Raw genomic sequence first — 25,710 nt, 5'->3', positions numbered from 1 at the left:
TTTTTGCCACTCAGTCCCTTCCGACCTGCTAAAAAGTGCGAGGAGGCGCCGCAGTTCATCCTGCGGGAACGGGGGTGGGGAGGGCGATATTACCCTCGTTTTGCAGCGGGCAACGCTGCCGGGAGGGGGGCTTCCAGCACCTGCTGGCGCACCCATTCGGGCATTTTGGGCTTTTCCCGGGGCTCGGGAGTGGGGGCTGGTGCCTTTTCAGCAGCCCGCTTTTTCCGGACTCCCTGCCAGCGTGCCAGCAGGAGGATGGCTGCCCCGCCCAGGCCGAGTCCGAGGAGCCAGGCGTGGACATTCAGGAACCAGAAGCGAATGGAAATCCCGTGGTCGTGCAGCCAGGTGCGGGCCTCCGGGAACCAGCCCAGCACGGTCGCGGCCCCCGGGATGCGGTCCCAGTTGGTATAATAGAAGCCGCTGTAGTCGTACTCGGGATAGTAGCCCGGCATGATCTGGGCGCGGTAGTAGAGCCAGTCCGCATGGACATCCGCCGCGCAGGCGAGTTTCCCATCCGGGCGGCGGAAGTGCTGGTCAAAGGTGGCGTCCAGCACCACCCAGCGACCGCTGACCTTCGCCTCCAGCACGTGGTGGTAGGCGGTGATGCCATTCTTCACCAGGCCTACCTTGCGGATGGAGAAATTGGCGGTCTGCAGGGCCTTCGCCAGCACGGTCACATAGCTGGCAGAGGCGCCAGCTGGCCGGTTCAGATGGTCCCCGGCGGACCAGAACAGGCCCGGCATAGTCCCTTCCGTATCGCTAAAGAAGACTGCCCGCCCCCGCACCTCCGCAGAGACGGTGTGCAGGATTTCCAGGGCGCGTGTCTCGTCGGAGGGGGTGCCTCCCTGGATCTTCGCGGCCTTCAACTCCGCCACCTGCACGAGCTGGCGGAAGAGCGCGTCGTCCTCCCGCATGCGCTGCCACGAGAGCAGCGCCAGCATGAGCAGCGCGCCGATGGTGGCATCTGCCAAGGAGCGCGAAACGGTGGCGAACTTGGGATGCCGGGAGGGCGAGGGCATGGGCGCAGTTTTTACCTGGCTCGAGCTATTTTACAATGCTTAAATGATTGTTCACCGCGATTTGAAGGGCCGTTTACGGAGGTCCTGAAGCTACAAAAAACGGGCTTCGCGGATTTCACCATGTGCCGGCACGACTGGCAGACTTTGTGCGGTCGGGAAAGTCCACCGTCCGAGGGCAAAGCACACCTTGCCAAGGCTTCCTTTGTCGGTACACTCCGCCCTCTTATACCCGCCCATGTCCGCAAAGAATGCCGCCCCTGTAAAACACGCCGATGCGCCAGTGAACAAAGCGCTGACCCCGGAGCAGAAGATCAAGCTCTACCGGGACATGTGCCGCATTCGCCGCTTCGAGCTGGTGGCGCTGAAGCACTACAACAGCGGCAAGATGGGTGGCTTCCTGCACCTGTACAACGGTCAGGAATCCGTGGCCGTGGGCTGCGTGTCCCTCATGGGGGCGAATGACCACATCATCACCGCCTACCGCGACCATGGTCATGCCCTCGCCGTGGGCATGGGCATGAACGAGTGCATGGCTGAGCTCTTCGGAAAGAAGACCGGCTGCTCCAAGGGCAAGGGTGGCTCGATGCATTTCTTCGCACCGGACAAGAACTACTGGGGTGGCCACGGCATCGTCGCCGGCCAGACCCCGCTGGGTGCCGGCCTCGCCTTCGGCGTGAAGTACAAGGGTCTCAAGGGCTGCAGCCTTTGCTTCCTCGGTGACGGCGCGGTGAACCAGGGCGCCTTCCACGAGAGCCTGAACCTCGCGGCGCTCTTCGACCTTCCTGTGGTCTACATCATTGAGAACAACGGCTACTCCATGGGTACCAGCCAGAAGCGCTCCAGCGCCTACCCCGGCTGCCTCGCCGAGCGCGCCGAGGGCTACGGCATGAAGTGGGAACTGCTCAACGGCGAGGACATCTATGAAGTCCGCGCCCGGGTGAATGAGGCCATGGTCCGTGCCCGTGAGGAGAGCAAGCCCATGCTGCTCGAAGTCCTGACCTACCGCTACTACGGCCACTCCGTCGCGGATGCGATGCACAAGAAGTACCGCACCAAGGAGGAAATCGAGCGCCGCGAGCGCGAGCACGATCCGCTCATCATCTTCCGCACGCACCTCATCAACGAAAAGGTGCTCACCGAGCAGCAGGCCACGGAAATCGACCAGGCTGCCCAGAAGGAAGCGGACGACTCCGGGGAATTCGCCGAGGCGAGCCCGCTGCCGGATCCCTCCGAGATCTTCGACGACATCTACTGGGAAGTGGACAACCAGACCGAAGCTGGCCAGACCGGTCGCCTGTTCTTCAACGACTAGGAGTATCGCGAGACGATCGCCGCCCGCCATCCTTCATGAACTTCGTCCCATCACTGCTGTCGATCGCTCTTGCGTGGAATTGCATGATGGTTTCGTCTGCCCCGGCGCAGACGGGTCCCAAGTCGGTGGAGATTGCGAAGGGCGTACTCTTTTCAGAGATTCCGGCGGGGGACAATCGCCCCAAGATTTGGCTCTACACCCCCAATCCGGTTCCCACCAAGCCGGTGCCGGCGATCTTCATCGCCCCTGCTGGGAGTGGAAGCATTTTCGGCATGCGCCTCGCGGAGGGGGACCAGGCGGAGCACATCCCGTATGCCGCCGCAGGGTATATCGTGGTGGCCTATGAGCTGAGCGGCGCCGTGCCACGGCAGGGCCTGACAGACGCGATGGTAAAGGATGGGTATACGAAGTATTCCGCCGCGAAAGCCGGCATGACCAATCTCGCTGCGGCGCTGGACTACGCGTCCTGGATCAAGTTGATCGATCCTTCGAAGATGATCGTTGCCGGACACAGCTCTGCAGGCGCGGTCTCTCTCGTCGCGGCAGCATTGGAGCCCCGCATCAAGGCGTGCATTGCCTACGCACCCGTGACCAATCTGCCCGCCAAGTTTGGAGCGGCAACCCTCGAACGTTTCGAGTCCCTGCTCCCGGGTGTTACGAAATTCTGCACCGACTATTCGCCACATACGGTGGCGCCAAAAATCAAAGTGCCCACATTCCTGTACGCTGTTGAGGACGACACGCTCGTGCCCTCCAGCGTGGTGAAGGCATTTTCTGGATCGCTCCAAGCGACGAACCCCAACGTCACCTTGAAGATCGGCAAACAGGGAGGGCATTACGATTCCATGATTCAGGAAGGAATCCCGGCCGCCCTGGGGTGGCTCAAATCCCTATCCCTCTGACCATTTTTCTTCCAGGTTCATCTCCTTTCCCATGCGTAAACTCTCCTACCGCCACGCCCTCCGCGAAGCCTTTGATGAAGAACTTGCCCGCGACCCCATGGTCGTGCTCATGGGTGAAGAGGTCGCGCAGTACAACGGCGCCTACAAGGTGACCGAGGGCCTCTGGGCCAAGTGGGGCGACAAGCGTGTCATCGACACCCCCATCAGCGAAGCCGGTTTCATCGGCATGGGTGTGGGCGCTTCCATGCTCGGCGTGCGCCCGGTGATGGAGCTCATGTTCTGGAGCTTCTACACGGTCGCGTGGGACCAGATCATCAACAACGCCGGCATGGTGCGCTACATGAGCGGCGGCCAGATCAACTGTCCCATTGTGGTGCGTGGCCCGGCCAACGGCGGCACGAACGTGGGCGCCACCCACTCGCACACGCCGGAGAACATCATGGCCCAGTTCCCGGGCATGAAGTGCGTGTGCCCCTCCAACGCGTATGACGCGAAGGGCCTGATGAAGGCCGCCATCCGCGACAATGACCCCGTGATGTTCATGGAGAGCACGAAGCTCTACGGTGAAGAATGGGAAGTGCCGGAAAACTCCGAGCTGCCCGAGGGTGAACTTTTCATCCCGCTCGGCGTGGCCGATGTGAAGCGCGAGGGCACGGATGTCTCCCTCATCGCCCATGGCCGCGCGGTGCTCACCTGCCTCAAGGCTGCTGAGATCCTGGCGAACGAACATGGCATCAGCGCCGAAGTGGTCGACCTCCGCACCATTCGTCCGCTGGATGAAGACACCATCTTCGAATCCGTGCGCAAGACCCACCGCGCTGTGTGTGTGGATGAGAACAAGCCCTTCTGCGCCGTGAGCGCCCAGATCGCCGCCAGCATCGGCCTGCACTGCTTCGATGATCTCGATGCTCCGGTGCAGCGTGTCAGCTCCCTCGACGCCCCGGCCTTCTACAGCCCGAAGCTCGAAGAGCTCCAGCTTCCCTATCCCGACGTGATCGTGTCGAAGGTGCTGGGCATTTGCTAGTTTTTGAAAGATTTCCTTTACTAGTTCCGCTATCCAGTGTCGAAAGATTGTGGTGCCGTGTGGCTCTGAGGAGAGCAACTAAGCTCGGCCCATGAGCTATTACTTGTTACAAGTTATACACGGGGAGCGAAAATGGACGTCCAACAAGAAACTAATCTTTTAGTCGAAAAATTTGAGTACGCCTGCAAAGGGCTCTTTGCTGTCACGAGCCGTTCTACAGTGACGTTTGAGCAGGGGGTATATGGTTGCCTCGTGGCAAAACCGACAAAGCGCATGAAGTCCGCTCTGTCGATTGACAGAGAGTTATTTGTTGTTGCATCGACTTTCAATGACCAACAGCAGAGAACAATTAAATTCCTTAGGCAACAGATTGAAAATTCCAAGGGACGGTTCGAACCCACGGTGGCTATTGTCCTTCACAATGATAGCGAGGGAAGTGCAAAGTTAAAGGTATGGGGACGCGACAAAGGGATCGCAATTCTGGCCCTTTACGGAGGCGGAAATCTTCAAAATGCGCAAGTTCTCGAGCGATCTCTATGCTACGAACTATATTCTCACGATCCGTTCGATGTAACGGGCCCGGTATCTGACGATGCAAACTTTTATGGTCGGCGCGACGAAGCCTTAGACTTGGCGCGAAAGCTACAACGGGGAGCAATCCGTTCTTGTTTGGGCGTTAGAAAAGTTGGCAAAACATCTATTATCAATCGGGTGCTTCGCGAGATTCGCCAGAGCTACGAGGCCGCATGCCTGATTGTAGACTGCTCCCGGGACGAAGTCTGGCAACTGACGGCAGCACAACTATTAGATTCAATTGCGTTGACGGCAGAAGAACTACTCACGGCCGACTCACGCTATCAGAACTTGCGCGCTTCTACGGCAACGAATAGCTTAAGTACGGCTATCAAACGGTTAGAGCTAGTTCTTAGCCGGTTTTCGCGACCAGTGGTCTTGGTGTTTGACGAGATTGACTACATTACGCCAGGTAGCTCAACAAACGCGCACTGGAGAACTGAATTTAATCCATTCTGGAGAAACCTCCGCGCGATCTATCAGGAATGCACGCGTCAGGAGAAGACCCTCTCGATTCTCCTAGGTGGCGTATCTGCTCTTTGGTTCACCGTTGAGTCGATTGAAGGATCTGAGAACGCGGCGTTACATTTTGTTCCTGAAGAGTATCTGAGCCCAATGGCTCTGGAAGCGACAATTGCGATGATTCGCAAACTCGGAAGGGTTGCAGGCCTGCAGTTCGAACCTGAAATTGCTGAGCATATTGCACGTTCCACCGCAAATATGCCTTACTGGGCGCGAAAATGTTGCTCATATATTCATCGACATCTTCCGATTAACGAACGCCCCCGACCGATCTCGATTCAGCATGCGTCGTCGCTCGTTGCTTCGTTTGTTCAGGAAGAAGGATCCGCAATTGCGGAGGTTGCTATGCGCCATCTGTTTAGAGTCCACCCGACCTTGGAAGATGCCGCGGCAAAATGTCACAAAGGAGAGTCATCTGTTGTGCAGGAAAATCTAAAGCGTTCCCTCAGGAGATATGGGATCCTTACACAAGGCAACGCATTGTCTGGCCAAATGATATCAGCTGCCTTTGAAGCATTGGCTGTCCCCGCCCAGGTACCCACAGAAGCGGACCCGAAAACGCCTCTGGCCTTACCGAGGTATGATGAGTGGGCGGAGGAATTGGCGGCAATCGGAAAACGCAGGAATATACTCGAACGAAGACTGAGAGAATTGACGATCAATTTTCTCCGTTTTGATTCGATGCAGGGCGGAAAGTTAGCAACATTTAGAGAACGCGTCATCGCGATCTTGCCGGAAAAGCAGCGGGAGTCTTTGAAGCACGTCTCTGCCGACGATGCTATTGCTAAGTTTAACTGGACAGATCTCGTTAAGCTTATTGTGAAGGAGTGGGCACTGTTCGCTCAGCTTCTGGGTGATAAGGGGGAATTTGAGCAGAATTGCCAAATCATAAATGATAGGTTTGATGCCCACGCCAAGGCAGCGGACTCCGCTGACTTTGCTCTCTACAGACGAGCATTGGGAAGGGTTGAAGAACGCATAGCAAAAATTCAATAGGCGTGGGATTGCTCCTTACGGTACGCGGAACACTTTCCCGTTGGAGGGATCCTTTGCGAGTGCTCCCGGCTTCATGCCGGTGACATCCAGTTTGTTGTGCGGCGGGAAGGGACTGCGGACAAAGTCCGGTGAATCCGTCTTGGTACCGGTGGGCGCGCTGCTGCCATTGGCATTGGCAGAGTCAGGTGCGTTTTCGTTCATGGATGTTGATTTGGTGGTGGAAGCACCTGATTCCTTCGCCGCGCTGGTACCGATGGTTACAGCGTCAGCGCCGGGCGGGGACTTAGGGGGCTGAAGTCCGCCCGGAGGTTCGGAGGGCTTCACTGTAGTCCTGTCCGTGGGCGCCTCGGAACCCGCTACGGAAGCAGCTCGAGTGGGTGGTGTGGCGGCAGCGTCCGCTGGTTCTGGTGGCGTGATGGGTGCGGCCTCATTCGGGGCGGCGATGGTCACCTTGTCCAGGTTCACGGGAGGAGTGGATTTGGTCGCAAGCTCCTGCTTCACGTTGGCTACTTCACCTTTCAGACGCGCCAGTTCCTCCTTGGTTTCTGACAGCACGCGCTGTTGCTCCACCACGGCGGTACTTGGCCTTGGCGGGATGGATTCCACGGTGGCTGTCGTACTGCGTGTTTGGACCGGCGGCGTTTCAGGCCGCACTACGGCGCGTTCACGCGTAACTTCGATCTCCTGTTGCTTCTCTGCCGAGAGCGCCTTCTTCATCTCGGTCTTCGCGCGTGCTTCTTCCAGCAGCGCTTGATCGGAAGGTACAGGCGCTGTCGCGGAGACACGGCTCGTCGTCGTCGCGGTCGTGGCAGGACCGGCGGGAAGCTCGCGGATGGTCGGAGCGCGCTGGATTTGCGTGGTGCTCTGCGTTGAGACGGCAGCTTCTCTGGACGGAACCGTGCGGATCTCGGGTGGGGTGGGGCGGACAACCTGTGTTTGCGTTCTTGTCCGCGTCTGTTCTTCAGCCGTCACTGCACCAGTGGGAGGCGGAAGCTCCACTCGTGTCTTGGGTGGCGACGGAGGATCAGTTTCGACAATCGTAGAACTCCGCTGTGAGGAACTTTTGCGCACGGGGTCTTTTCGGATCTCCGTCGTGGTCGCGGACTGTCCTTGGATCGGTTGTACCTGTTGCGGCTGCGCGGGGACCGGTACCACGGTGGTTCCAGGCGGTGCTTGTTCGATCACCATTTGTCCTTGGGGCACCTTCTTGGTGTCGCCATCATCGTCGTTGTCGGGAGTATCTTGTTCTTTCGCTCGTTGGCGTTCCTTCTTGTCTCCTCCAAAGAGGCGGCCAAAGAATCCCTTTTTCTTGGGTTCCGGTGGAGCCACAGGCACCTGCTCCACCTGCACAGGCACAGGCGGTGGTGTGCCGGGAGGCGATACGATGACGGTGTTGCCAGGCGGGGGTGGTGCAGGCACAACTTCCTGTGCATGTGTCGTGCTGATAACGACACCGGCAGAGAAACAGATCATTGCAGCGGTGCTCAGGGCAACACCGCGCAGCGGAAGGGAAGGGGTTTTCATGGGTAATGGAGGTTCGCAAAGAGAGGTTCGGTTGCCACCGCATGCCTGCGTGCCCCGCCTTGCGTTGCACCATCGTGTCGAATGCACTTCGGGCGATTCGCACGGAGATCCCATGAATTTGTCCGATTCGTGTTGTTAAACGCAAAGCAGCGAAAGCAGCAGAGCAGCAAAGGGAAAAATGTTGAGGCCAGCAGCGGCGGTGCTCGTCACTTTGCTTTTTGCGTTTCTTTGCGGCTATCTGATCATGGCAATGGCGGGTAGGAAAACCCGCCAACCACTGTCCGGTCAGGAGAACCGACTTCCTGTATTCTTTGCTGCTCTGCTGCTTTGCGACTACCCTCACGCAGGCACTCACACCCTGCATCGTACTGCGTACTTCATTAAGCCGCATCACGCGCACTGCGCGCACTCCACCATTCACCGGAGGCGACATAAGCCATGAGCTCGGGGAAGAATTCGAGAAAATCTTTTTCCATTTCTTCACCGTGCAATCGAACCGGCGCCACCGCATCCTGCATGCGTACCGTCTTCTTCCAGCGTGCAGTAAGCCGCAGGGACATGCGTTGCAATGCTGCCTCGATGCCATCCAGCTTGCGATACGAGTAGAGCCGATCCTCGCGCACGAGGTACTCGATCAAATCCGCACCATCCTCTGGAAGCTGGTGCCTGCGACTGGTGGCCTCGGCTTGGAACTGCCGCGTGAAGTCACGCAGCGTGGACTCGTGAAATTGTTCCCAGTTCTTCGCCAGGAAATGATCATAAAACATATCCACCAGGATCCCGGCGTAGCGGCGATGGCTGGGGATGATGCGCATCTTACTGCGGTGCACGATGGGATGCGTGTCCGTGAAACGGTCGATCGCCGCATGGCAGCAGCGCCCGGCCTCGAAGGAGGGTCCCATCACCCCGCGTGGCTCACGGCGCAGCACGTCCGCGAGCAGATTGCCGAGCTGAAACTCGACATCTGGGGGAGAGAGGTGCACGTGGGCCAGCCAGTTCATTTTTGCACGTTTGGAATTGCGGTCTGAAAAATTCCTGCGACTGCGTTCAGCGTCCAGAGAATACCTTCATGAAAGTCTTACGGGCCTCCCTTGCCGCCAGTCTCCTCTTTGTTGCCTGCAGCCTTCAGGCTGCCAAGCCCGTGAAGTGGGAACCCTGGTTGGAAACCGGCGGGGACGTCTTCCCCAGTCTCCTGATTGCCACCGCCACGGTGGACTGGCAGGCTGAGGCTGAGGTGGATGAAGATGGCGAAGAGTATGCCCCCACCTTCGGAGACCCCAATGGGTGGTTCGGCGTGAATGTCTCGAATGTACCCGCCAATTCCGTGCTGAAGGTCGAAGTGCAGGGTGACGGCTGGCTCAAGCCCTCCCAGGTGGAAGTGAAAATCAAGAAGGCCACCGAGGACCTCTACATCACCCCGAAGGCCGTCTTCAACTATGAGGTGCTCCACCAGATCCGGGAGCAGAAGCCGGTGAACCTGACCTTCAAGGTGAGCCTGAACGGCGCGGTGCTCGGAGAGCGGAATGAAATCGTCACCATGCATGGCCTGAACGACTGCCCCTTCTGGGTGGATCATGGCGAGGAAGCCGAGTCCCTGGATCTCTCCTGGATGTTCGCCGCCTATGTGAATGAAAACCACCCCTGGATCGACAAGATCCTGCAGGAAGCCTTGCAGACCGGACTGGTGGATTCCTTCACCGGCTACCAATCGGAGGACTCGGAGCAGGTGCTGACCCAGGTCTTTGCCATCTGGCATGTGCTCCAGCGGAAGGGCATCCGCTATTCGGACATTTCCACCACCCCGGGCGCGAAGACGGTCTACTGCCAGACCGTGCGCTTCCTGGACGAGAGCCTCGATGCCACCCAGGCCAACTGTGTGGACGGCTCCGTGCTGATGGCCTCCCTGCTGCGCAAGATTGGCATCACTTCCTACCTCGTGATGGTGCCGGGACATTGCTACCTCGCCTTCGACACCGATGCGGAGGGAGAAACGACCGTGGGGCTGGAGACCACCATGCTGGGGAACGACAAGCTCAAGCCGCTCAAGGAACTGCCGAGTATGGAAGCGAAGCTGAAGAAGAAGGAATTTGCCACCTCGCTGAAGACCTTCAAGAGCGCCATCTCGACTGCGAACGAGGATCTCGAGGAGAACGCCGAGAAGTTCGGCGACGAAGAGGAGACGGACTACCAGCTCATCAATATCCAGGAAGCGAGGGACTTCGGCATCATGCCCATCGCCTCCGGCAGGAAGCGCAGCTAGCCAGGCGCGCCTCGCGCCGCACCGCGTCGAATTTTCACGGTCAATTCACGACCGTTTCACGCGGCTTTCACGCGTGCCCGGCAGAGTGGGAGTGTTGTTCACTCCGCCTCTGCCATGATTCCCGCACGCCTTTGCCTCCTCGTCTGCACCGCCTCCCTGGCATGGACATCCACCTCCACGGGGCAGGTGCCAACGACATCACCTCTTCCTTCGTTGGACAATGCCGAGGTGCGCATCCCCTATTCGGAGCTGCGCAAGCTGTGGGAGACCGCCCACGGCGTCGATGCGAAGGAGCCGCCGCCGGGCGCGCTGCTGGCCGCCGATTTCCGCGCGGATGTCTCCACCGGCAAGCTGAAGCTGGAGGCGGACTTCAAGGTGGAGTCCTTCGGCAAGCGCTGGGAACGCATCCGCCTCATGGGCGCAGGCCCCGCCGTGGCCGGTGTGGAGCCTGCGGATGCGCGACTGCTGGTGGAGGGTGACGATCTCTTCCTGCTCACCAACACGGAGGGAGCCGCCTCCGTGAAGGTACGGTTTGTGGAGACCGCACTGCCGTCCCTGGGAAGTGGTCCTTTCCTCGATCTGCAATCTGCGCCAAGCGCCATGGCCACCCTGAAGGTAAACGGCGTGGCGGGGAAACAATTGCTCAAGCTGGGTGAGCAGCGCGTGGATGCCGCGCCGGATGGCTCCATGCAGCTCGCGCTCCCCCTCAAGGGCGGGCAGAGCGTGCTGAGTCTGGTGGATGCTGCTTCCGAGCCGCAGCCCGATCCACCGCCGCCGCCGTTGCAAGCGAGCGAGTGGACGGTGCAAAACGAAGTGCTGGCTGTCGAAGGCGATGGTGAAATCAAACACCACGCGCGTGTGCGGCTGCTCGCCGTGAATGGCTCGGCGCTCGAAGCGACACTGGTCCTGCCAGCGAATGTGCGTGGCGTCACCCTTTCCAAAGCGGAGGACATCCGCGACTGGAAAGTGGTGCGCAACGCCGATGGCGGTGCCGAGCTGCGCCTGCGCTGGCAGACACGCGACATCATGGAGCGTGAGTTCCACCTGACGTACGCGCTTCCCCAGCTTCCACTCGCCACCTCTTGGGAACTGCGTGCTCCCGCCGTAGCCGGCGGGAACAAGACGAAGTCACTCTTCATGTTCGCGCTGCAGGCCGGCGTGGAATTCAGTGCGCCGGACATGCAGTCGCCGGTGTCCCCGGTGCGTCTGTCCAAGTGGATCGCCGAGGAGTGCAAGGCTCCAGAATTTGGCACGGTGGCAGGCGCAGCCGAAGTCACCGTGGCGGCGAAGTTGCTGCCACGCGTGGATACCGCGTCTGCGGTGATCACGAAGAGCACGTGTGTCACCAAGCTCGTGGCGGATGGGTCCGTGCTGTCGGAGACGAAGGTGGAGATCGAACATCAGCAGCCCGAGCGCTGGGTGGTGAAGCTGCCGGAGAAGAGCACGCTGCTGAAGTGTTCGGTGAACAACACTCCGGTGAACCCCATTGTGCGTGCGGATGGTGCGCTGGAGGTGCCTCTTGCCAGCAACGGCAAGAGCGAGGTGCAGCTCTCCTACACCGAAGTGAAGGGCAAGCTGGATGCCGTGGAGGGCCAGTCCGCGCTCGAGCTCGTGCAGACGCCGCTCTTCATTCACGAAGTGCTCTGGAACGTGGAGATTCCAGAGGGATATGAAGCCGTCGGTGCGGAGGGGAATGTGGAGTTCGCGACGGACACGAGCGCAAGCGGCAATGCTTCCACCCTCAGCTTGATCAAGAAGCTGTGCCGCAACGAGCGCCCTCAGATCGCACTCTTCTATCGCAAGCGCGGTCTCGAATGAACAGACCAAGCACACGTCCACCTTCTTGTCACCTTACCACTCGCATTATCCTGCCATGACTGTCCTTCGCATCTTCACCATCGCCCTGATCACGCTCTGCACTGCTGTGGCGTGGGGCATTCTCGGGACCACACTCCAAGTGCGCACTCAGGAGTCCGGTAGCGACATGGGCAATGAAGTGGCGGCCGTCTGGGGCGCTTCGCAGAAGCAGCTTCACCCCTCCGCCTTCTATCACGCGCCTACGGGAAACAATCGCAAGGTGACGCTGCAACCGGACTCAAGCAAGATCACCGTCAACCTGTCTTCGGAGCCGAAGAAGCGTGGCCTGCTCTGGCACCGCACCTATTCGGTGCAGTTCAACGCGGAATATCAGTTTACCAATCCCACGCCGATTCCGCAGACGATCTACGTGCAGTATCAGCTCCCCTCGGAGGAAGCGAGCTATACAAACTTCGTCTTTACCCTGGGGGATGAGTCGCTCCGTCGTGCGGTTCCGAAGGCTGGCGTCATCACGGAAGCGCTCACGGTACCGGCCAAAGGAACAGCCCCTTTGAAGGTCTCTTATGAATCCCGGGGCATGGAGACCTGGCGGTATGCCTTCCCGGATGCGAGCCGCGTGCAGGGCTTTGAGCTGGTGATGCAGACAGACTTTGCCGAGATCAACTTCCCCAACGGCACCGGTTCACCCACATCGCGAGATGAGATCAAGCACGTCTACACCTGGAGCTATCCGGATGTGCTCTCTGCGCCCGCGATTGGAATGGATATGCCGAAGGTGCTGAATGCCGGCCCCGTGGCGTCGCGCATTGCGTTCTTCGCGCCGGTGTCCCTGGTGTTCTTCTTCACGGTGCTGGTGCTCATGGGGGTGGTGTTGGGCATCAACCTGCATCCCATGAACTACTTCTTCCTCGCGGCGGGCTGCTTTGCCTTCCAGCTCCTGTTTGCCTACCTCGTGGACCTGGTGCCGTTGCATCTGAGCTTTGTGATTTCGGCGGTGGTCTCCCTGCTACTGGTGGGCGGATACATCATGGCCGTGGGTGGAAAGAAGATGCTCATGGTCGCAGTGCCAGCGCAGTTCGCGTACATGGTGCTCTTCAGCTACAGCTTCTTCTTTGATGGCATGACGGGCATCACCATCACCATCGGAGCCATTTTCACACTGGCCCTGCTGATGAAGTTCACGGCGAAGGTGAACTGGGCGGAACAGCTCGCTGAAAAGAAGCGGTCTGCATCCAACCCGCCCGTGATGCCGCCGCCTGCACCTCCTTCGGGAGGTCGCCCTGCTACTGCGTGAGTGTCGCGCCTCCTATCCTTCTTCTTTTCAACTACCCACTGCCATGACCTCGTCACGTCTCTTCAGCATTCTCGCCATCACCGGCGCAGCCACGTTTGCGTGGTTCGTGCTGGGCGCCACGTTGCACCAGCGTGCGCGGGCTTCCGCTTCGCGCATGGGGAGCGAGGTGCGGCAGGTGTGGGGGCCGGGGCTGGCGCAGCCGCATCTGGTGCTTCTGGGGGACAGTGTCTCAGGCTCGGGACAGGCGGAAGTCATGCTGCCTGCGTCATCCAAGGTGGACGCGCGCCTCAAGTATGAACCCAAGAAACGCGGGCTGCTCTGGCACCGCACGTATGACGTGGAGTTCTCCGCGCGCTATGAAATCACCAACACCGCGGCGAGCGCACGCAATGTGCGCGTGCAACTGTCCCTGCCCACGAAGGACACCAGCTATGACAACTTCGCCTTCCAGCTGGGCGAAGGCAAGACGACGGACGTCGCGCCGCACAACGGCATGGTGGAAACAGTGACCCTGATTCCCGCCGGCACCACGGTGCCGCTCACGGTGCGTTACAATGCGCGTGGTCTGGACCGCTGGTCCTACACCTTTCCCCAGGGTACCCGGGTGAAGAATTTCAGCCTGACCATGGTGACGGACTTCGCTGATGTGAGCTATCCTGTGGGCGCGACTTCGCCATCGAAGGAGGAACCCGTGACCAAGGGAGAAGGCATGGACCTGGCGTGGAACTACACCGATACCATCGATGCACGGGACATCGCCGTGGACATGCCGAAGCTGCTGAATGCCGGCCCGGTCATTGCGCGCATCACCTTCTTTGCCCCGGTGTCGCTTGTCCTCTTCTTTGGCGTGCTGGTGGTCACGAGCATGTTGCGTGGCATCAATCTCCATCCCATGACGTATGCGTTCCTGGCGGCGGGGTTCTTCACGTTCCACCTGTTGCTGGCGTATCTGGGCGATCAGATGCCGTTGCACGTGGCCTTCGTCATCGCTGCGTTGATCTCGCTGGTGATGGTGAGCGGCTACCTTCACGCGGTGGCGGGAAAGTCGATCAGCATCATTGCGGTGACGGCGCAGTTCGCCTACATGGTGCTCTTCAGCTACAGCTTCTTCTTTGATGGCTTCACCGGTCTCACACTCACCATCACCGCGGTGGCCACGCTTGCACTGTTGATGATTGCCACGGCAAAGGTGAATTGGGAGGAGGTGTTCCGTTATGGGCGTGAGACCCTCCTGGGCGGCAGTAAACCCAAGAACGGACCCATGCCTGCGCCCGTATCGACCTGATGATCGTGCCTCTACTTGTGGATACCCATGGACATTCCCCACCTCATCATCATCTTCATCGCTCTGGCAGTGTTGGCGGCGGCAGCGGTGGCAGCCGTGATTCTCTGCGTGATTGCCTTTGCCATGCTCATGGTCAGCGTGCTGGCCATTTCCGTCCTTGTGGGTTTCTCCAGTGGGAACGCGCTGGCAGGCGTACGGGCCTTCTTTGTGCAATTGGGCGTACTGTCCGGGGCCATGATGGGAGCGGTGACGGCGCTGACCCTTACCCACGTTTGGCCGGCGATATCCCATCATGGTGTGATACTCGTTATGGGTGGAGCGACGGGCGCGTTTGGCGGGCTTTTGGTGGCGTTGCTGGCCTATCGAGCGGTGCAGTTGGCGATGGAGCGCTTCCCCAAGTTGCGGCTGCCGCGCACTACGCTGATTCCTTCATCCTAGGAAGGACCTTGTTTCTATGAGATGGATCCTGATACTGCTCGCCCTCATCCTGGGCGTTCTGGTTTCCACGCGAACGTTCCTGAAGCACGACGTGGTGCGTCCGCCGGCTGTGGGCCTTGATCTTGAGTATCCCGTGATGGGTCTGGTGATGCAGGAGGAAGCGCCGCCAGCATTTGAGGCCGTGTCGCAGAATCTCGACGTGCTCCAGCAGGCGGCACATCTCAAGGTCATCCGTCAGCACGGCTGCACGCGCGTCACCCACCTCGTGCTGCATCTGGACTGCCACTACTACTTTGCCGACAACGGAATCGTCTATGTGACCACGTGGTCCAGTCCTGGAAAGCCGCCCCGCCTCGTGGAGACCCGCCCGTGGACCGGCTCGCCCACCGAGTTTGACGGTTATCACACGGAACTCTTGCCCGAAGCCTGACTTCGATCATCAATGCAATGACGCTGTTTCCTGCACTTCATCCACCTTCCTCTGTCATGCTTCCCACGGCCCGCCCACGCATCTTGATCGTCGAGGACGAGCCGTCCATTGCGGACAACATTGTGTACTCGCTCGAGTCGGAGGGATTTGCCCCCTGTGCGTGCAGCACAGGTGCAGACGCGCTGGCCCGCGTAGAGGCGGAGGACTTCGCCCTGGCTGTGCTGGACGTCGGGCTGCCGGATACCACAGGCTTCGAGTTGTGCCGTGAGCTGCGGCTCCTCAAGGATGTGCCGGTGATCTTTCTCACCGCGCGCTCGTCAGAACTAGACCGTGTGGTCGGCTTGGAGATAGGGGGCGATGATTACATCTGCAAACCCTTCAGCCCGCGAGAGCTCACCGCGCGTGTGCGTGCTGTCTTGCGCCGGGCAGATCATCGGCCGAAGAGCGCACCTGCTGCGCCGTCGTCTGCTACTGCTGCTTCGTCCACGGAAGACTCTGCTCCAGCCGCTGCATTGTCGTCATCTCAGGGAGATACCACCCCGGTGTCCGTGGATGAGACCCGTTGCCAGATCCGTTACTTCGGCGAGGTGCTGCCGCTTTCCCGCTACGAGTACCGGCTGCTGCAAACGTTTGCCAAGCATCCCGGCCGTGTCTTCAGCCGCGCCCAGCTCATGGAGCATGCGAGCGACGAACCAGAGGCCGCCATGGAGCGCACCGTGGATGCCCATGTGAAGTCCCTGCGTGCCAAGATGAAGACCGTACGCAACGAAGTGGAGCCCATCGTCACGCACCGCGGACTGGGGTACTCGCTGGCGGAGAAGTGGGTGTAGCAGCCCTACGGCTACCTCACCACCCTGTACTGCAGCCACGGGGGGCGCTCTCCGGTCTGGAGGTATTCCGTGATGGCCTGCTGTGCACGTGGCAGGGACATGCATTCGTCTTCCGCAGCGGGCGTCTGCTCTCCGTGGGAGATCTGGCGTCGGACCTGTGCATCCACCAACACCGGCTGCTCGCGATCCATGGCGCGATGCTCGTTCACCGCATCATCGAAGAAAATGAGGGCCGCACAGCCATTACACCATTCGATGGCCACGTGCATCTGGATCATGCGTGGTGCCATACTCAGGAACCGCCCCCACCAGGATCGCTTGCCATAGTCCTCCGAGATATCCACACGGCCACGGCTGCGGGATTGCAGGGCCGCGGCCAGTGCCGGGATGAGTTCCTGTTTTGATGGGAATATCGTGGGGCTCTCGTCTACTTCGAGGATCCACATGCCGGTTTCAGTCTCTTGCATGAAGGTAGGCGACACTGGATGGCTGCGGTGGCAACGGGTCCAGGCGTTCACTCCACACCACCTTCTTCTTGAGCTTTGCGTCCAGGCGATCGTTCTGCCACATCACGAGCTTGGCGCGCACTGCGTAAGGCAGCCACTCGAACTGAAATGCCTCGCTACGTTTGAAACCTCGAGGCAGAAGCAGGAGACCGATTTTGGAAGGGGTGTCACGGATGGAGACTTCAAACTGCTGGGTACTGTGGGGAGGAATGCGCTCCGCCGTGGCGCCAGTGCCGCACCAGCCCAGCATCGCATTGGTCCATTTTCCGCCCTCAAGGATCTCCATCTGGTACATGGGGCTATTGGCTCCATAACCCCAATACACCAGTTCCCTGGAGGTTGGATTTACGATCTCAAGCACATAGCGCGGACCTTCCGCTTGTGTTGGAGCTTGCACCACGCGAATCTCCGGCCGGGGACCGGTTTCGATGTCCATGGTCCCAGCGACCACCGCCGCGGCGATCATGCCGCAGGGAATCAGGATCCAAAGGAATCGCTGCATGGCGATGACTATCCTCCCAAGAAACCGATTCGCGTGTCAAGCCTGGAATGGGCGTGGCGCTCGGTTGCGTGCTTTACCTAAAGGTAGTTTTGCCACGGAGTGGCGGAGGAGAACTGTGACACCAGGGACTGAGGCACGTTTGCAAAGGATCCGGATACTGTGACGCGCAGCGTCCTTGGACTGCGCGCAGCCCTGCTGCCGCTTTCCAGAGTCCACAGCCTGCTGTGGCGATGGTGACACTCGCTCGTTAGGTGGCGTGTCCAAAAAAGCTTGGCGACTTCGTCGCGGCGAAGCGTGCAGCAGGCTGCACTTAAGGAAAGCGGCAGCAGGGCTGCACGCAGTCCAAGGCCTTCGGCACCACTTCCACATCCTTGACCTAACGTTCATGCGCTTTGCGGAATCCTGCTGCCCTTCAGGCAGCAACCTCGGTACGAGGCTAAACCTGCGGGTCAGTGGCTTGATCGAGGTCATCATCTTTCCAGCGCAGCTTCAAGCCATCATAGGCGATGTGCACACCAGCGGGCAGCTTGGCTTCTTCGCGTGCGTGCATGATCTCGCACATGATGTGGGTGAACCACGTTTCGCGTGGCTGCAGCACGTCGCGCAGGGCAAGGGCCTCGGCGAAATTCATGTGAGTGGGATGCGGCGTGTGGCGCAGGGCATCGCAGATCAGGGTGTCCACACCGCGAATCAACTCGAGCGTGGCTGGTGGCACTACTTTGCAGTCACTCATGTAAGCGACGAGCTTTTTACCACCTCGCACAAACATGAAGCCGATGGTCTCATGCTTGCCATGCTCCACGGGGAGCGGCACCACCTCGGTTTCACCCAGGGCGAAGTTCCCTTCGATGGGTTTCGCCTCGGCCTTCAGATAACCGCGCCAGCGGTTCTCGCGCAGGAAGCTGAAATAGAAAATCCGGTTCAGTGCGTCGAGGCACGAGGGCATGGCATGCACCGGCATCAGGGCATCTTCGCCAATGGTGAAGCGTCGCAGGTCGTCGAAGCCCGTAAGGTGATCCATGTGCGGGTGCGTGATGAGCACGGCATCCACGCGCCGGATGTTCTCGCGCAGGCACTGCGTGCGGAAGTCCGGTCCGGTATCGACAATCCACGAGCACTCCGGCGTTTTCACATAGATGGAAGAGCGCAGGCGCTTGTCCTTGGGATCGCTACTGCGGCAGGTCTCGCAGTCGCAGGCGATCATCGGCACTCCCACAGATGTCGCCGTTCCCAGAAAGGTGAGTTGCAGTCCCGTATGTCCGCTCATCGATATTGGTACAACGGCAACCTAGCGCGAGCTCAGGTTTTGTCGCCTGATTGTTCCCGCGGAGTCGGAGTGAGCGGCACGGGAGGAGGCACCACCTGCCTGGAGAAGCCATGGATGATTGTCTTCCAGCACAGGACGAATACCGTCACGAACAAAGGCAACGCCGCCAGCCGCAGCAGGGGAATCAACCAGAAAGCCCTGCCTCCTCGATCGAGGTACGCATAAAGGATAAGGGCACACCAGAGAGCGCCGATGATGGACGCCAGCATCAGGAAGATGCAGATCAGTTTCACTCCAGCGCCGCCACGCAGAAACCGCGCAGCCGCAATCAACATGGCGCCTCCCAGCACACCTGCAGGGCTGAACATCAAGGCCCCGCTGGCGGTGGTGAGGTAACCCGCGATTTCGCTGAGAAGCGAGATGCGCTTCAACCGGTGGGCCTGCTCGCTGGCAGGCTGTGTCACCTGGGACTCCACGTACAACCTGCGGCGCGTCTCGTTGTTGAGCTGCAGGCGCTCCTGGGCCGAGAGTTCTTCCGCAGGATCCCGGTGCTTCTTGCAGCGCGGGCATCGTCCCTCCCTGAACAACACCATGCTGTGGCAGTGCGGGCAGTTCTCGGCCTTCATGGCGTTCTCCATTGAGGTAGAGCAAACGCATGTCAAGGCAGGCATCTTTTATCGCGGCGGTCTATTCGTTGGGTGGCTTCGGCGCACTACCGGTGGGTGCGCTGTTCGGCATAGGCACCGGCGGAGGCGTGGCGTCCTTGTTGGGATCGTGCACCAGGATCTTGAAGCTGGTCACCATCAAGATCAGGAAGAGCCCGCTCCAGAGGATCCACATGGGCATGGCGCCTGCCACCATGAGTCCGGCCTGGGAGAAAATGAAAACCAGATCGATGGCGCGAAGCACCAGGAAGAAGCTGCTAGCGAGCATCAGGAAGAGCGCGATGAACTTCACCGCATTGCGCAGGTACAACTGGAGTCCGGCGAAGAACATGGCCACTCCCGTGACGGTGACAAAGGCTGCCTTTCCCTGAATGCCGCTCAAGACCACCAGAATGCCGGCGATGATCGCCAGGGTCGTGGCCAGCTTCAGCCTGCTCTCTTGATTGATAGCCTCCTGATCGTGCGCGGTGCGCATGCTCGCGACCTTGCGCGCATCATTCAGCCGGGCCTTCATTTCATCAGGTGCCATCAGCGCGCCGGTGACGCGATGCTTCCGGCAGCGGGAGCAGTGGTCGCCCGCGAACATGACCATGCTCTGGCAATGCGGGCAGTGCTCCACCTTCATCGAAGCCTTTCATGCGCCGCTGAACGGCGCTGTCAACCAGGGGAACGCCTCACCTACACCGCCTCCGCGACCTGCGCAGGCGCATCCACCCAGCGGCCGTGTTCCTTGATGAGGTCCTTGAGACGCTCCACGGCTTCTGCCTGGGGAATGTTGAACTTCACCGCGGTCTTGCCCACGTAGAGGTTGATCTTGCCCGGGGCGCCGCCCACGTAGCCGAAGTCGGCATCGGCCATTTCGCCGGGGCCGTTTACGATGCAACCCATCACCGCGATGCGCACGCCCTTGAGATGACCGGTGGCAGCGCGGATCTCCTGCGTGGTGGTCTGTAGATTGAAGAGCGTGCGTCCGCAGCTCGGGCAGGCCACATAGTCCGTCTTGAAGATACGGGTGCCCGCGGCCTGGAGGATGTTGTAGCTCAGGCGCAGGGACTGACCGGGAGCTTCTTCACCCTGCACGACCACCGCATCGCCAATGCCATCGCACAGCAGCGAACCGATGTTCGTCGCTGCCTTGAGCATCGTCGGAAGGAAATCCGCACCGGGCTGAGTGGCGGGCTGCAGGGTGTCCTTCAGCAAAATCGGTGACGTGCGGCCAAGCTGCTTGAGGCGCGCGGCGAGCAGTCGATACGCGGGGATCACGGGAAGATCGAGACCATCCTGCACCGTCACGACTTCAGAATCCTTGAGGCCGTCGAACTGGCTTTCATCGCGCGGATCCACGGCTACCACGGCGCTGTCTTCCAGCACCACTTCGGGCTTGTAGTCACCGAGCTTGTCCAGCTTGTGCGCCACGGCATCCCACTTGCTGCGGCTGGTGAAGACGGCCACGGTTTCATGTCCGCCGATCTTCACGTCGTTCTCCTTCACCACGGTCGCTTCGCGACGCTCGTAGTCGAAGGGATCATAACTCACCGCCGGCGCCTTCTCCACACGCGGGAAGCGCGCGGGCACGCCGTCGTTGTACGGCTTCACCAGCGCCTGGGCGACGGGGATTTCATACACGGCATCTTCCGTGAGGCTCACACGCACGGTATCGCCGATGCCATCCGCCAGCAGCGAACCGATGCCGATGGCACTCTTGATGCGGCCATCTTCGCCATCGCCAGCCTCGGTCACGCCGAGGTGGATGGGATAGTTCCAGTCGCCACCCAGGGCATTGAGATGCGCCACCAGCAGGCGGTAGGCCTCGATCATCACCTTGGGATTGCTTGCCTTCATGGAGAAGACAAAGTTGTGGAAGCCTTCACGCCGCGCGATGCGGGCAAACTCCAGCGCGCTCTCCACCATGCCCAGCGGTGAGTCACCGTAGCGGTTCATGATGCGATCACTCAGCGAGCCATGGTTCGTGCCGATGCGCATGGCGCGCTGCTTCTCGATGCAGAGGCGCACGAGGGGAATGAACTCCTCCTCAATGCTCGCGACCTCGGCGGCGTATTCCTCATCGGTGTACTCGCGGACGGCGAATTTCTTCTTGTCCACGTAGTTCCCGGGGTTCACGCGCACCTTCTCCACCCACTTCGCCGCTTCCATGGCGGCATCCGGCTTGAAGTGGATGTCCGCCACCAGGGGGATATCACAACCTGCGGCGCGCACGCCGGAGGCGATGTGCTCCAGGTTCTCCGCAATCTGCCGTGTCTGCGCCGTGATGCGCGCGATCTCGCAGCCAGCAGCCGCGAGATCCAACACCTGCTTCACGCTCGCTTCCGTGTCACGCGTGTCGCTGGTGATCATCGACTGCACGCGAATCGGGTTCTTGCCGCCAATGCCCACCTTGCCCACCATCACCTCGCGCGTTTCACGGCGCTGGTAGTGGTACAGATCGGGGCAGTAGCTGAGCAGGGGCTGCGCGGAGCGGTCGGACATGAGCAGGGTGGAGAAGTCGGACTTCGGGTGAGTGAAGCGGAGGGGTAGGGGGCGGAAGCGATGGATCGATCAATGAGCAACGCGCTTCTCCGGGGCAAGGAACTTGGACGGCACGCGTTCCGCAGGGACGTCGTCGCCCTTGCGGCCCACACCGATCACATCGCCGGTATCCTTGAAGCTGATGAAGATCATGAAGCCGAAGAGCAGAATCACGCACGCGGTCTGCACCACTTCCAGGATGCGGAGGTTGATCGACTTGCGGCGGACCCACTCATAGAGCGCCATCACAATGTGACCGCCATCCAGCACGGGGAAGGGGAGCATGTTCAGCAGCGCGAGGTTCACATTGAGCACCACGCTGAACCACAGCACGCGTTCCCAGCCATTGGGATCCTGCAGCAGGTTGTAGTACACATTGGCAATGCCGATGAAGCCGCTCAGGTGGCTGGCGCCAATGTCGGATTTGGAAGTGGGGGAGAGCTTGCGCAGCGTGTCATAGATGGTCCGGCCGGCGTCCTTGATCTGGCTGAGAGGGCTGGGGAATCTTTTCTTCTCAGGTCCCAGGATGTCCCAGACGGAAACGCCGAGGGTGGCAATGGACTCCTGTTCCAGGTTGAAATCGGCCGGGCGCTGGTCGGGCAGGCGCGGTGTGATGGTGAGCAGCACCATCTTCCCGTCGCGTTCCACTTCAACAGCCATGGGCTTGCCCACATTCTTTTCCAGAATGTCGCCGAGGACCCCGTTGCTAAGCACCTTCTCACCATTGATGGTGCGCAAGATATCGCCCTTTTTCATGCCCCCTTCTTGGGCGGGGGTGTGTTCGCCATCGCTCGCGAATTCTTCCACTTTGAGAGTCATCACGGGACCGATTCCCACCTGGCGGAATGCGGGGCGGGTGAAGATGCCCGTCCACCACGAGGTTTTGCCCTCTTGCTTCGGCTTCTCCGACTTCACGGGGATGGTCATTTCCCCAACACCGGGGCGATTGACCTTGAAATTAATGACATCGTTCTCGCTGGAAACCACGTACCAGGTCACGCTTTCCACCAGACCGCGGAAGCCGCGGATCTTGTTGCCGTCGATCGTCAGGATTTCATCGCCGACCTTCAGGCCATCGCGCTCGGCAGGGGAACCCTTCGCCACGTAGCCAATGCGCTTCTCCGTGTCGATTTGGTGCTCGGTGAGACCGACCTTCCAGACCACCACGGCAAACAGTACCGCGAGCAGGAAGCTGAAAAGCGGGCCGGCGAAAGCCACGATGATCTTGTCCAGCGGCGTGATGGGCGGCAGCACTTCGCGGCCTTCCTCGGTTTTGCCTTCGATGGCATCCATCGGCGCCATCTGCGGCAGGGCCACGAAGCCGCCCATGGGAATGCTGCCCAGGCCGTACTCCACGCCGTTGATCTTTTTCTTCCAGATGGGCTTGCCGAACCACACGTAGAATTTCTCCACCTTCAGCCCGCGCCAGCGTGCCGCAAGGAAGTGACCCCACTCGTGAACCACGATCATGAGGTTGAAGACGAGCAGCACCAGGAAAATCAGTCCGGCGACCCGGAGCGCGTTGAGGAGGAGATCCATAGGGGGTTAGAGTCTAGCATTACGCGCCATGCAGCGCAAACGAGCGGGATTTGACCAGTCAGAGGGGGGTTTTGCTCAACACAAGACACCTTGTCATTTGTGCCTTTTCCCTCACATTCTGGCCATGACACGCTGGGAGTACAAGACCATCAAGCTCGCCGCCACCGGCTTTCTCGGCGGCTTACTCGATACCGCCGCGTTTGAGAACGTGCTCAACGGCCTTGGGTGGGACGGTTGGGAACTGGTTTCCGCTTTCGACACCAACCAGTCCGGCGGCGTGACCCGGGACGTGGTGGCAGTGTTCAAACGACCGGTGGTGGCGTAGGGCATGTACCTTCGATTTGTCGTCGGCACGAACCGGGATTGCCCGACCACGCAGGCTGGCGTGGTTGCCGAACTCCGCATGCTCCGTGACTCCGGCAGGCTTCCCGACTACGAGGTGGAGCACGTGGAAGAGATTTTTGAGCACATCAATGAAGTTCTCCCTTGCCCTCCATTTGAGGCCAACGACTGGTCCCCGGAGGCGATTTCATGGTTCAAGGACAGTGCCCAGGACATGATCCGGACCTTCCGCGAACTCGTGGCCCTTCTCGAGGAATACGGCCGGCCGGTCAGAACCCTTGTCACTGACCAGCCCGGGACGATTCTCTATGAGGATGAATTTCAGGTGGTGGCAGAGTCGGAGTACTTTTGACGGAGTCGCTTGATCCGATTTATGAACAGCGGGTTACTCAATTCTCCTCGATTGCAAACGGGCGATTTGGCCTGGAGGGTCTGACACTTTAGGATATCTTGCGTACGTGAGTTCCTTGAAGGAGAGCCTCGAAGACCTGTGCGGCGCTAGCCGGGGCGTGGTGGAAAATGGCTAATACCATGCCGTCGCTTTTCACACCCCTGTCTCCGGACGAGTGCCGGGAGATTCTGGATGAACAGGTAGAACGCAAGACGTTCTTCTCCGGTCTGGGGCTTCGCCCCAAAACTTCGCGCGTGGTGGGCCGGATCGATGGCGAATTCATCGAACTGGAGGCTTCTGCAGACCCCTTCTCCATGCAATTGGTGGGCGAACTCATTCTCTGTGAACGGGGCACGGAGATCCGCTATGAATGGGTGCGCGGGATGGGACATCACTTTTATGGGAGCGCGGACGTCGATTCCTCCGATGTTCTGGAGTTTCTGAGGGAGTGGCTTCAGGCTGTCCCAGAAGACAGCCCCGATGCTGGAGATGCCGAGCCATGGGAATGAATCCACTTCAAGAGAGCATCGAAGCCCTGTATGCCGCCTTCGCGGATGTGCCAAAACCCCGGCACATCGACGGCTGCCCATGCTGCATCGAGAACAAGCAAATTTGCACGCTTCTTTCGACTCCCCTGCGCCGTCTTTCTGGGGAACAGCTCAGCTCTTACGCATTCTCAGCCTTTCTCACCGTGGGAGATGTGGCCGACTACCTCTATTTCCTCCCACGCATCCTGGAGATTTCCGTGACGAACGATGGGTGGTGGCCGGAAATCGAAGTGACAGGACGAGCTATCGCGAACACCGTACCTCTCACTTGGTCACCTCGGAGGCTGGTTGCGCTGCAGGCTGTCCTGGAGAGGAAGATCTCGTCTCTCCTGTGTGAACAGGATAGTGGTTACGCAATCGATAGCTGGCTGTGCGGTATCGCCCACATGGGACTCGATGTCCGACCGTACTTGGCTCAGCTGGAGCAATCTCCCGCTCACGTGGCCGCCTACTATCTCGAGAATGGCCGACGTCTTCCCGAGAAGCTCGACAATGCATTCTGGGAGCGGCCCAATGCCGCTCACGATGCCATTGTGCATTGGTTCGGAACGAAGAAGGTCGGTGACATCATTTTCGACGCTTACGGCGTGGTGCTGTATCATTCCATTGAGCCAGCAGGAGATGCGGCGGAATAGCCCCTACTCGAGGCATCCATGCCTGCCATCTGCCCTTTAGCTGGGCCTAGGTAATCGGCCCTAGCTTTCCGGCCCTTCATTGCGACGAACTGCTGCTGCGTGCAGGTTGCACGCTTGCAGCTTAACAAACGCAACTGGGACGACTTTGCTCATGCACGCTGGCGGGTGCAGTTCCTCCGGCATTTGCTGCAGATGCACCAGACCTCCCCGAAACGGGGCTCGGCGGCGTGGGCACATGATGAGGAGGAGTACCTCGACCGCCTCGAAGCAGCCGAAAAGGAACTGGCCCGCTTTCCGGAAGAGTGGCACACCCTGCCGGAAGGGGAGATTCCCCGGTAGGGGGGTGTGATTGATTCATCCGCGGCAAGAACTGACGAAGCTCTTACGCCGAAGGCGTTACACATCGTCTAGCCCAAGGTCAGCGCCGCCGCGAAGCGGCAAGCGCCACCTTGGGTGTTCATGGGCAATCAAGGAACGCCGAAGGTGTTCCACAAAAGCGACCCATGGAGTGCGCAGTGTTTCTTACCATGATGCCACTTTTGTGGAACACCTTCGGCGTAGG

26 protein-coding genes are annotated in these 25,710 nt (G+C 59.8%); 16 read left to right on the top strand and 10 right to left on the bottom strand.

Translation table 11 applies throughout. The features are described from left to right. Positions 1 to 89 precede the first annotated feature (89 nt). Entirely contained in the window at positions 90 to 1,019 is a 930-nt protein-coding gene (locus G5S37_RS30380) for a hypothetical protein (RefSeq protein WP_165210253.1), read from the bottom strand. Between the two features lie 235 nt (positions 1,020 to 1,254). On the opposite strand from G5S37_RS30380, the gene pdhA reads away from it, so the two are divergent. From pdhA to G5S37_RS30360, 4 genes are all read left to right on the top strand, one after another. Beyond that, on the top strand, positions 1,255 to 2,331 hold the full coding sequence (pdhA, locus tag G5S37_RS30375) for a pyruvate dehydrogenase (acetyl-transferring) E1 component subunit alpha (protein ID WP_165210250.1): 1,077 nt from the start codon (positions 1,255 to 1,257) through the stop codon (positions 2,329 to 2,331). 83 nt (positions 2,332 to 2,414) lie between these two features. Then, entirely contained in the window at positions 2,415 to 3,233 is an 819-nt protein-coding gene (locus G5S37_RS30370) for a prolyl oligopeptidase family serine peptidase (RefSeq protein ID WP_165210247.1), read from the top strand. A gap of 31 nt (positions 3,234 to 3,264) precedes the next feature. Next, complete coding sequence (locus tag G5S37_RS30365; protein WP_165210244.1) at positions 3,265 to 4,257, top strand: alpha-ketoacid dehydrogenase subunit beta; 993 nt, start codon at positions 3,265 to 3,267, stop codon at positions 4,255 to 4,257. Positions 4,258 to 4,389: 132 nt separating this feature from the next. Further along, entirely contained in the window at positions 4,390 to 6,348 is a 1,959-nt protein-coding gene (locus tag G5S37_RS30360; protein WP_165210241.1) for an ATP-binding protein, read from the top strand. A gap of 15 nt (positions 6,349 to 6,363) precedes the next feature. Here the strand turns inward: G5S37_RS30360 and G5S37_RS30355 are convergent, their stop codons facing one another. Continuing rightward, positions 6,364 to 7,872, bottom strand: a complete 1,509-nt coding sequence (locus G5S37_RS30355; RefSeq protein ID WP_165210238.1) for a hypothetical protein — start codon at positions 7,870 to 7,872, stop codon at positions 6,364 to 6,366. 380 nt (positions 7,873 to 8,252) lie between these two features. Beyond that, positions 8,253 to 8,873, bottom strand: coding sequence for an ACP phosphodiesterase (locus G5S37_RS30350; protein ID WP_165210235.1), 621 nt, complete (start codon positions 8,871 to 8,873; stop codon positions 8,253 to 8,255). A 68-nt stretch (positions 8,874 to 8,941) separates the two neighbouring features. On the opposite strand from G5S37_RS30350, the gene G5S37_RS30345 reads away from it, so the two are divergent. The 7 genes from G5S37_RS30345 (at position 8,942) to creB (ending at position 16,227) form a co-directional block, all read left to right on the top strand. After that, the gene (locus G5S37_RS30345) at positions 8,942 to 10,132 is read left to right on the top strand and encodes a transglutaminase domain-containing protein (RefSeq protein ID WP_165210232.1); all 1,191 of its coding nucleotides are present in this window, start codon (positions 8,942 to 8,944) and stop codon (positions 10,130 to 10,132) included. 114 nt (positions 10,133 to 10,246) lie between these two features. Next, positions 10,247 to 11,950: a hypothetical protein gene (locus tag G5S37_RS30340; protein WP_165210229.1), complete on the top strand. Its 1,704-nt coding sequence runs from the start codon at positions 10,247 to 10,249 to the stop codon at positions 11,948 to 11,950. 55 nt (positions 11,951 to 12,005) lie between these two features. Next, positions 12,006 to 13,244 (top strand): inner membrane CreD family protein, encoded by a 1,239-nt coding sequence (locus G5S37_RS30335; RefSeq protein WP_165210226.1) that lies wholly within the window; start codon positions 12,006 to 12,008, stop codon positions 13,242 to 13,244. A 43-nt stretch (positions 13,245 to 13,287) separates the two neighbouring features. Beyond that, the gene (locus G5S37_RS30330; RefSeq protein ID WP_165210223.1) at positions 13,288 to 14,529 is read left to right on the top strand and encodes an inner membrane CreD family protein; all 1,242 of its coding nucleotides are present in this window, start codon (positions 13,288 to 13,290) and stop codon (positions 14,527 to 14,529) included. Between the two features lie 27 nt (positions 14,530 to 14,556). After that, positions 14,557 to 14,967, top strand: coding sequence for a hypothetical protein (locus tag G5S37_RS30325; RefSeq protein WP_165210220.1), 411 nt, complete (start codon positions 14,557 to 14,559; stop codon positions 14,965 to 14,967). A gap of 16 nt (positions 14,968 to 14,983) precedes the next feature. After that, positions 14,984 to 15,397: a hypothetical protein gene (locus tag G5S37_RS30320; protein WP_165210217.1), complete on the top strand. Its 414-nt coding sequence runs from the start codon at positions 14,984 to 14,986 to the stop codon at positions 15,395 to 15,397. A gap of 56 nt (positions 15,398 to 15,453) precedes the next feature. Next, complete coding sequence (gene creB / locus G5S37_RS30315; protein ID WP_165210214.1) at positions 15,454 to 16,227, top strand: two-component system response regulator CreB; 774 nt, start codon at positions 15,454 to 15,456, stop codon at positions 16,225 to 16,227. 11 nt (positions 16,228 to 16,238) lie between these two features. Here creB and G5S37_RS30310 read toward each other — a convergent pair whose 3' ends face one another. The 7 genes from G5S37_RS30310 to rseP form a co-directional block, all read right to left on the bottom strand. After that, on the bottom strand, positions 16,239 to 16,694 hold the full coding sequence (locus G5S37_RS30310; protein ID WP_165210211.1) for an Imm1 family immunity protein: 456 nt from the start codon (positions 16,692 to 16,694) through the stop codon (positions 16,239 to 16,241). Continuing rightward, the gene (locus G5S37_RS30305; RefSeq protein WP_165210208.1) at positions 16,681 to 17,235 is read right to left on the bottom strand and encodes a hypothetical protein; all 555 of its coding nucleotides are present in this window, start codon (positions 17,233 to 17,235) and stop codon (positions 16,681 to 16,683) included. Before G5S37_RS30305 ends, G5S37_RS30310 begins: the two co-directional genes overlap by 14 nt. Before the next feature lie 436 nt (positions 17,236 to 17,671). Then, positions 17,672 to 18,502 carry an MBL fold metallo-hydrolase gene (locus G5S37_RS30300; RefSeq protein ID WP_165210205.1) on the bottom strand — a complete coding sequence of 277 codons (831 nt, stop codon included), beginning with the start codon at positions 18,500 to 18,502 and terminating at the stop codon, positions 17,672 to 17,674. 32 nt (positions 18,503 to 18,534) lie between these two features. Further along, positions 18,535 to 19,128, bottom strand: a complete 594-nt coding sequence (locus G5S37_RS30295; protein ID WP_165210202.1) for a hypothetical protein — start codon at positions 19,126 to 19,128, stop codon at positions 18,535 to 18,537. A gap of 61 nt (positions 19,129 to 19,189) precedes the next feature. Continuing rightward, positions 19,190 to 19,792, bottom strand: coding sequence for a hypothetical protein (locus tag G5S37_RS30290; protein WP_206026221.1), 603 nt, complete (start codon positions 19,790 to 19,792; stop codon positions 19,190 to 19,192). Between the two features lie 53 nt (positions 19,793 to 19,845). Further along, on the bottom strand, positions 19,846 to 21,654 hold the full coding sequence (gene ispG / locus G5S37_RS30285; protein ID WP_165210196.1) for a (E)-4-hydroxy-3-methylbut-2-enyl-diphosphate synthase: 1,809 nt from the start codon (positions 21,652 to 21,654) through the stop codon (positions 19,846 to 19,848). A gap of 69 nt (positions 21,655 to 21,723) precedes the next feature. Then, positions 21,724 to 23,232: an RIP metalloprotease RseP gene (gene rseP, locus G5S37_RS30280; RefSeq protein WP_165210193.1), complete on the bottom strand. Its 1,509-nt coding sequence runs from the start codon at positions 23,230 to 23,232 to the stop codon at positions 21,724 to 21,726. Between the two features lie 124 nt (positions 23,233 to 23,356). On the opposite strand from rseP, the gene G5S37_RS30275 reads away from it, so the two are divergent. From G5S37_RS30275 to G5S37_RS30255, 5 genes are all read left to right on the top strand, one after another. Continuing rightward, entirely contained in the window at positions 23,357 to 23,557 is a 201-nt protein-coding gene (locus G5S37_RS30275) for a DUF4177 domain-containing protein (protein ID WP_165210190.1), read from the top strand. A gap of 3 nt (positions 23,558 to 23,560) precedes the next feature. Then, entirely contained in the window at positions 23,561 to 23,926 is a 366-nt protein-coding gene (locus tag G5S37_RS30270) for a hypothetical protein (RefSeq protein WP_165210187.1), read from the top strand. 179 nt (positions 23,927 to 24,105) lie between these two features. Continuing rightward, on the top strand, positions 24,106 to 24,474 hold the full coding sequence (locus G5S37_RS30265) for a hypothetical protein (protein ID WP_165210184.1): 369 nt from the start codon (positions 24,106 to 24,108) through the stop codon (positions 24,472 to 24,474). Then, entirely contained in the window at positions 24,471 to 25,148 is a 678-nt protein-coding gene (locus tag G5S37_RS30260) for a hypothetical protein (RefSeq protein WP_165210181.1), read from the top strand. The genes G5S37_RS30265 and G5S37_RS30260 overlap by 4 nt, the downstream gene beginning before the upstream one ends. Before the next feature lie 192 nt (positions 25,149 to 25,340). After that, a complete protein-coding gene (locus G5S37_RS30255) occupies positions 25,341 to 25,487 on the top strand; it encodes a hypothetical protein (RefSeq protein WP_206026220.1) in 147 nt (48 codons plus the stop codon). Positions 25,488 to 25,710 lie beyond the last annotated feature (223 nt).

The organism is Roseimicrobium sp. ORNL1, assembly GCF_011044495.1.
Taxonomy (GTDB): Bacteria; Verrucomicrobiota; Verrucomicrobiia; order Verrucomicrobiales; family Verrucomicrobiaceae; genus Roseimicrobium.
This window is presented reverse-complemented; position numbering and strand designations above follow the sequence as displayed.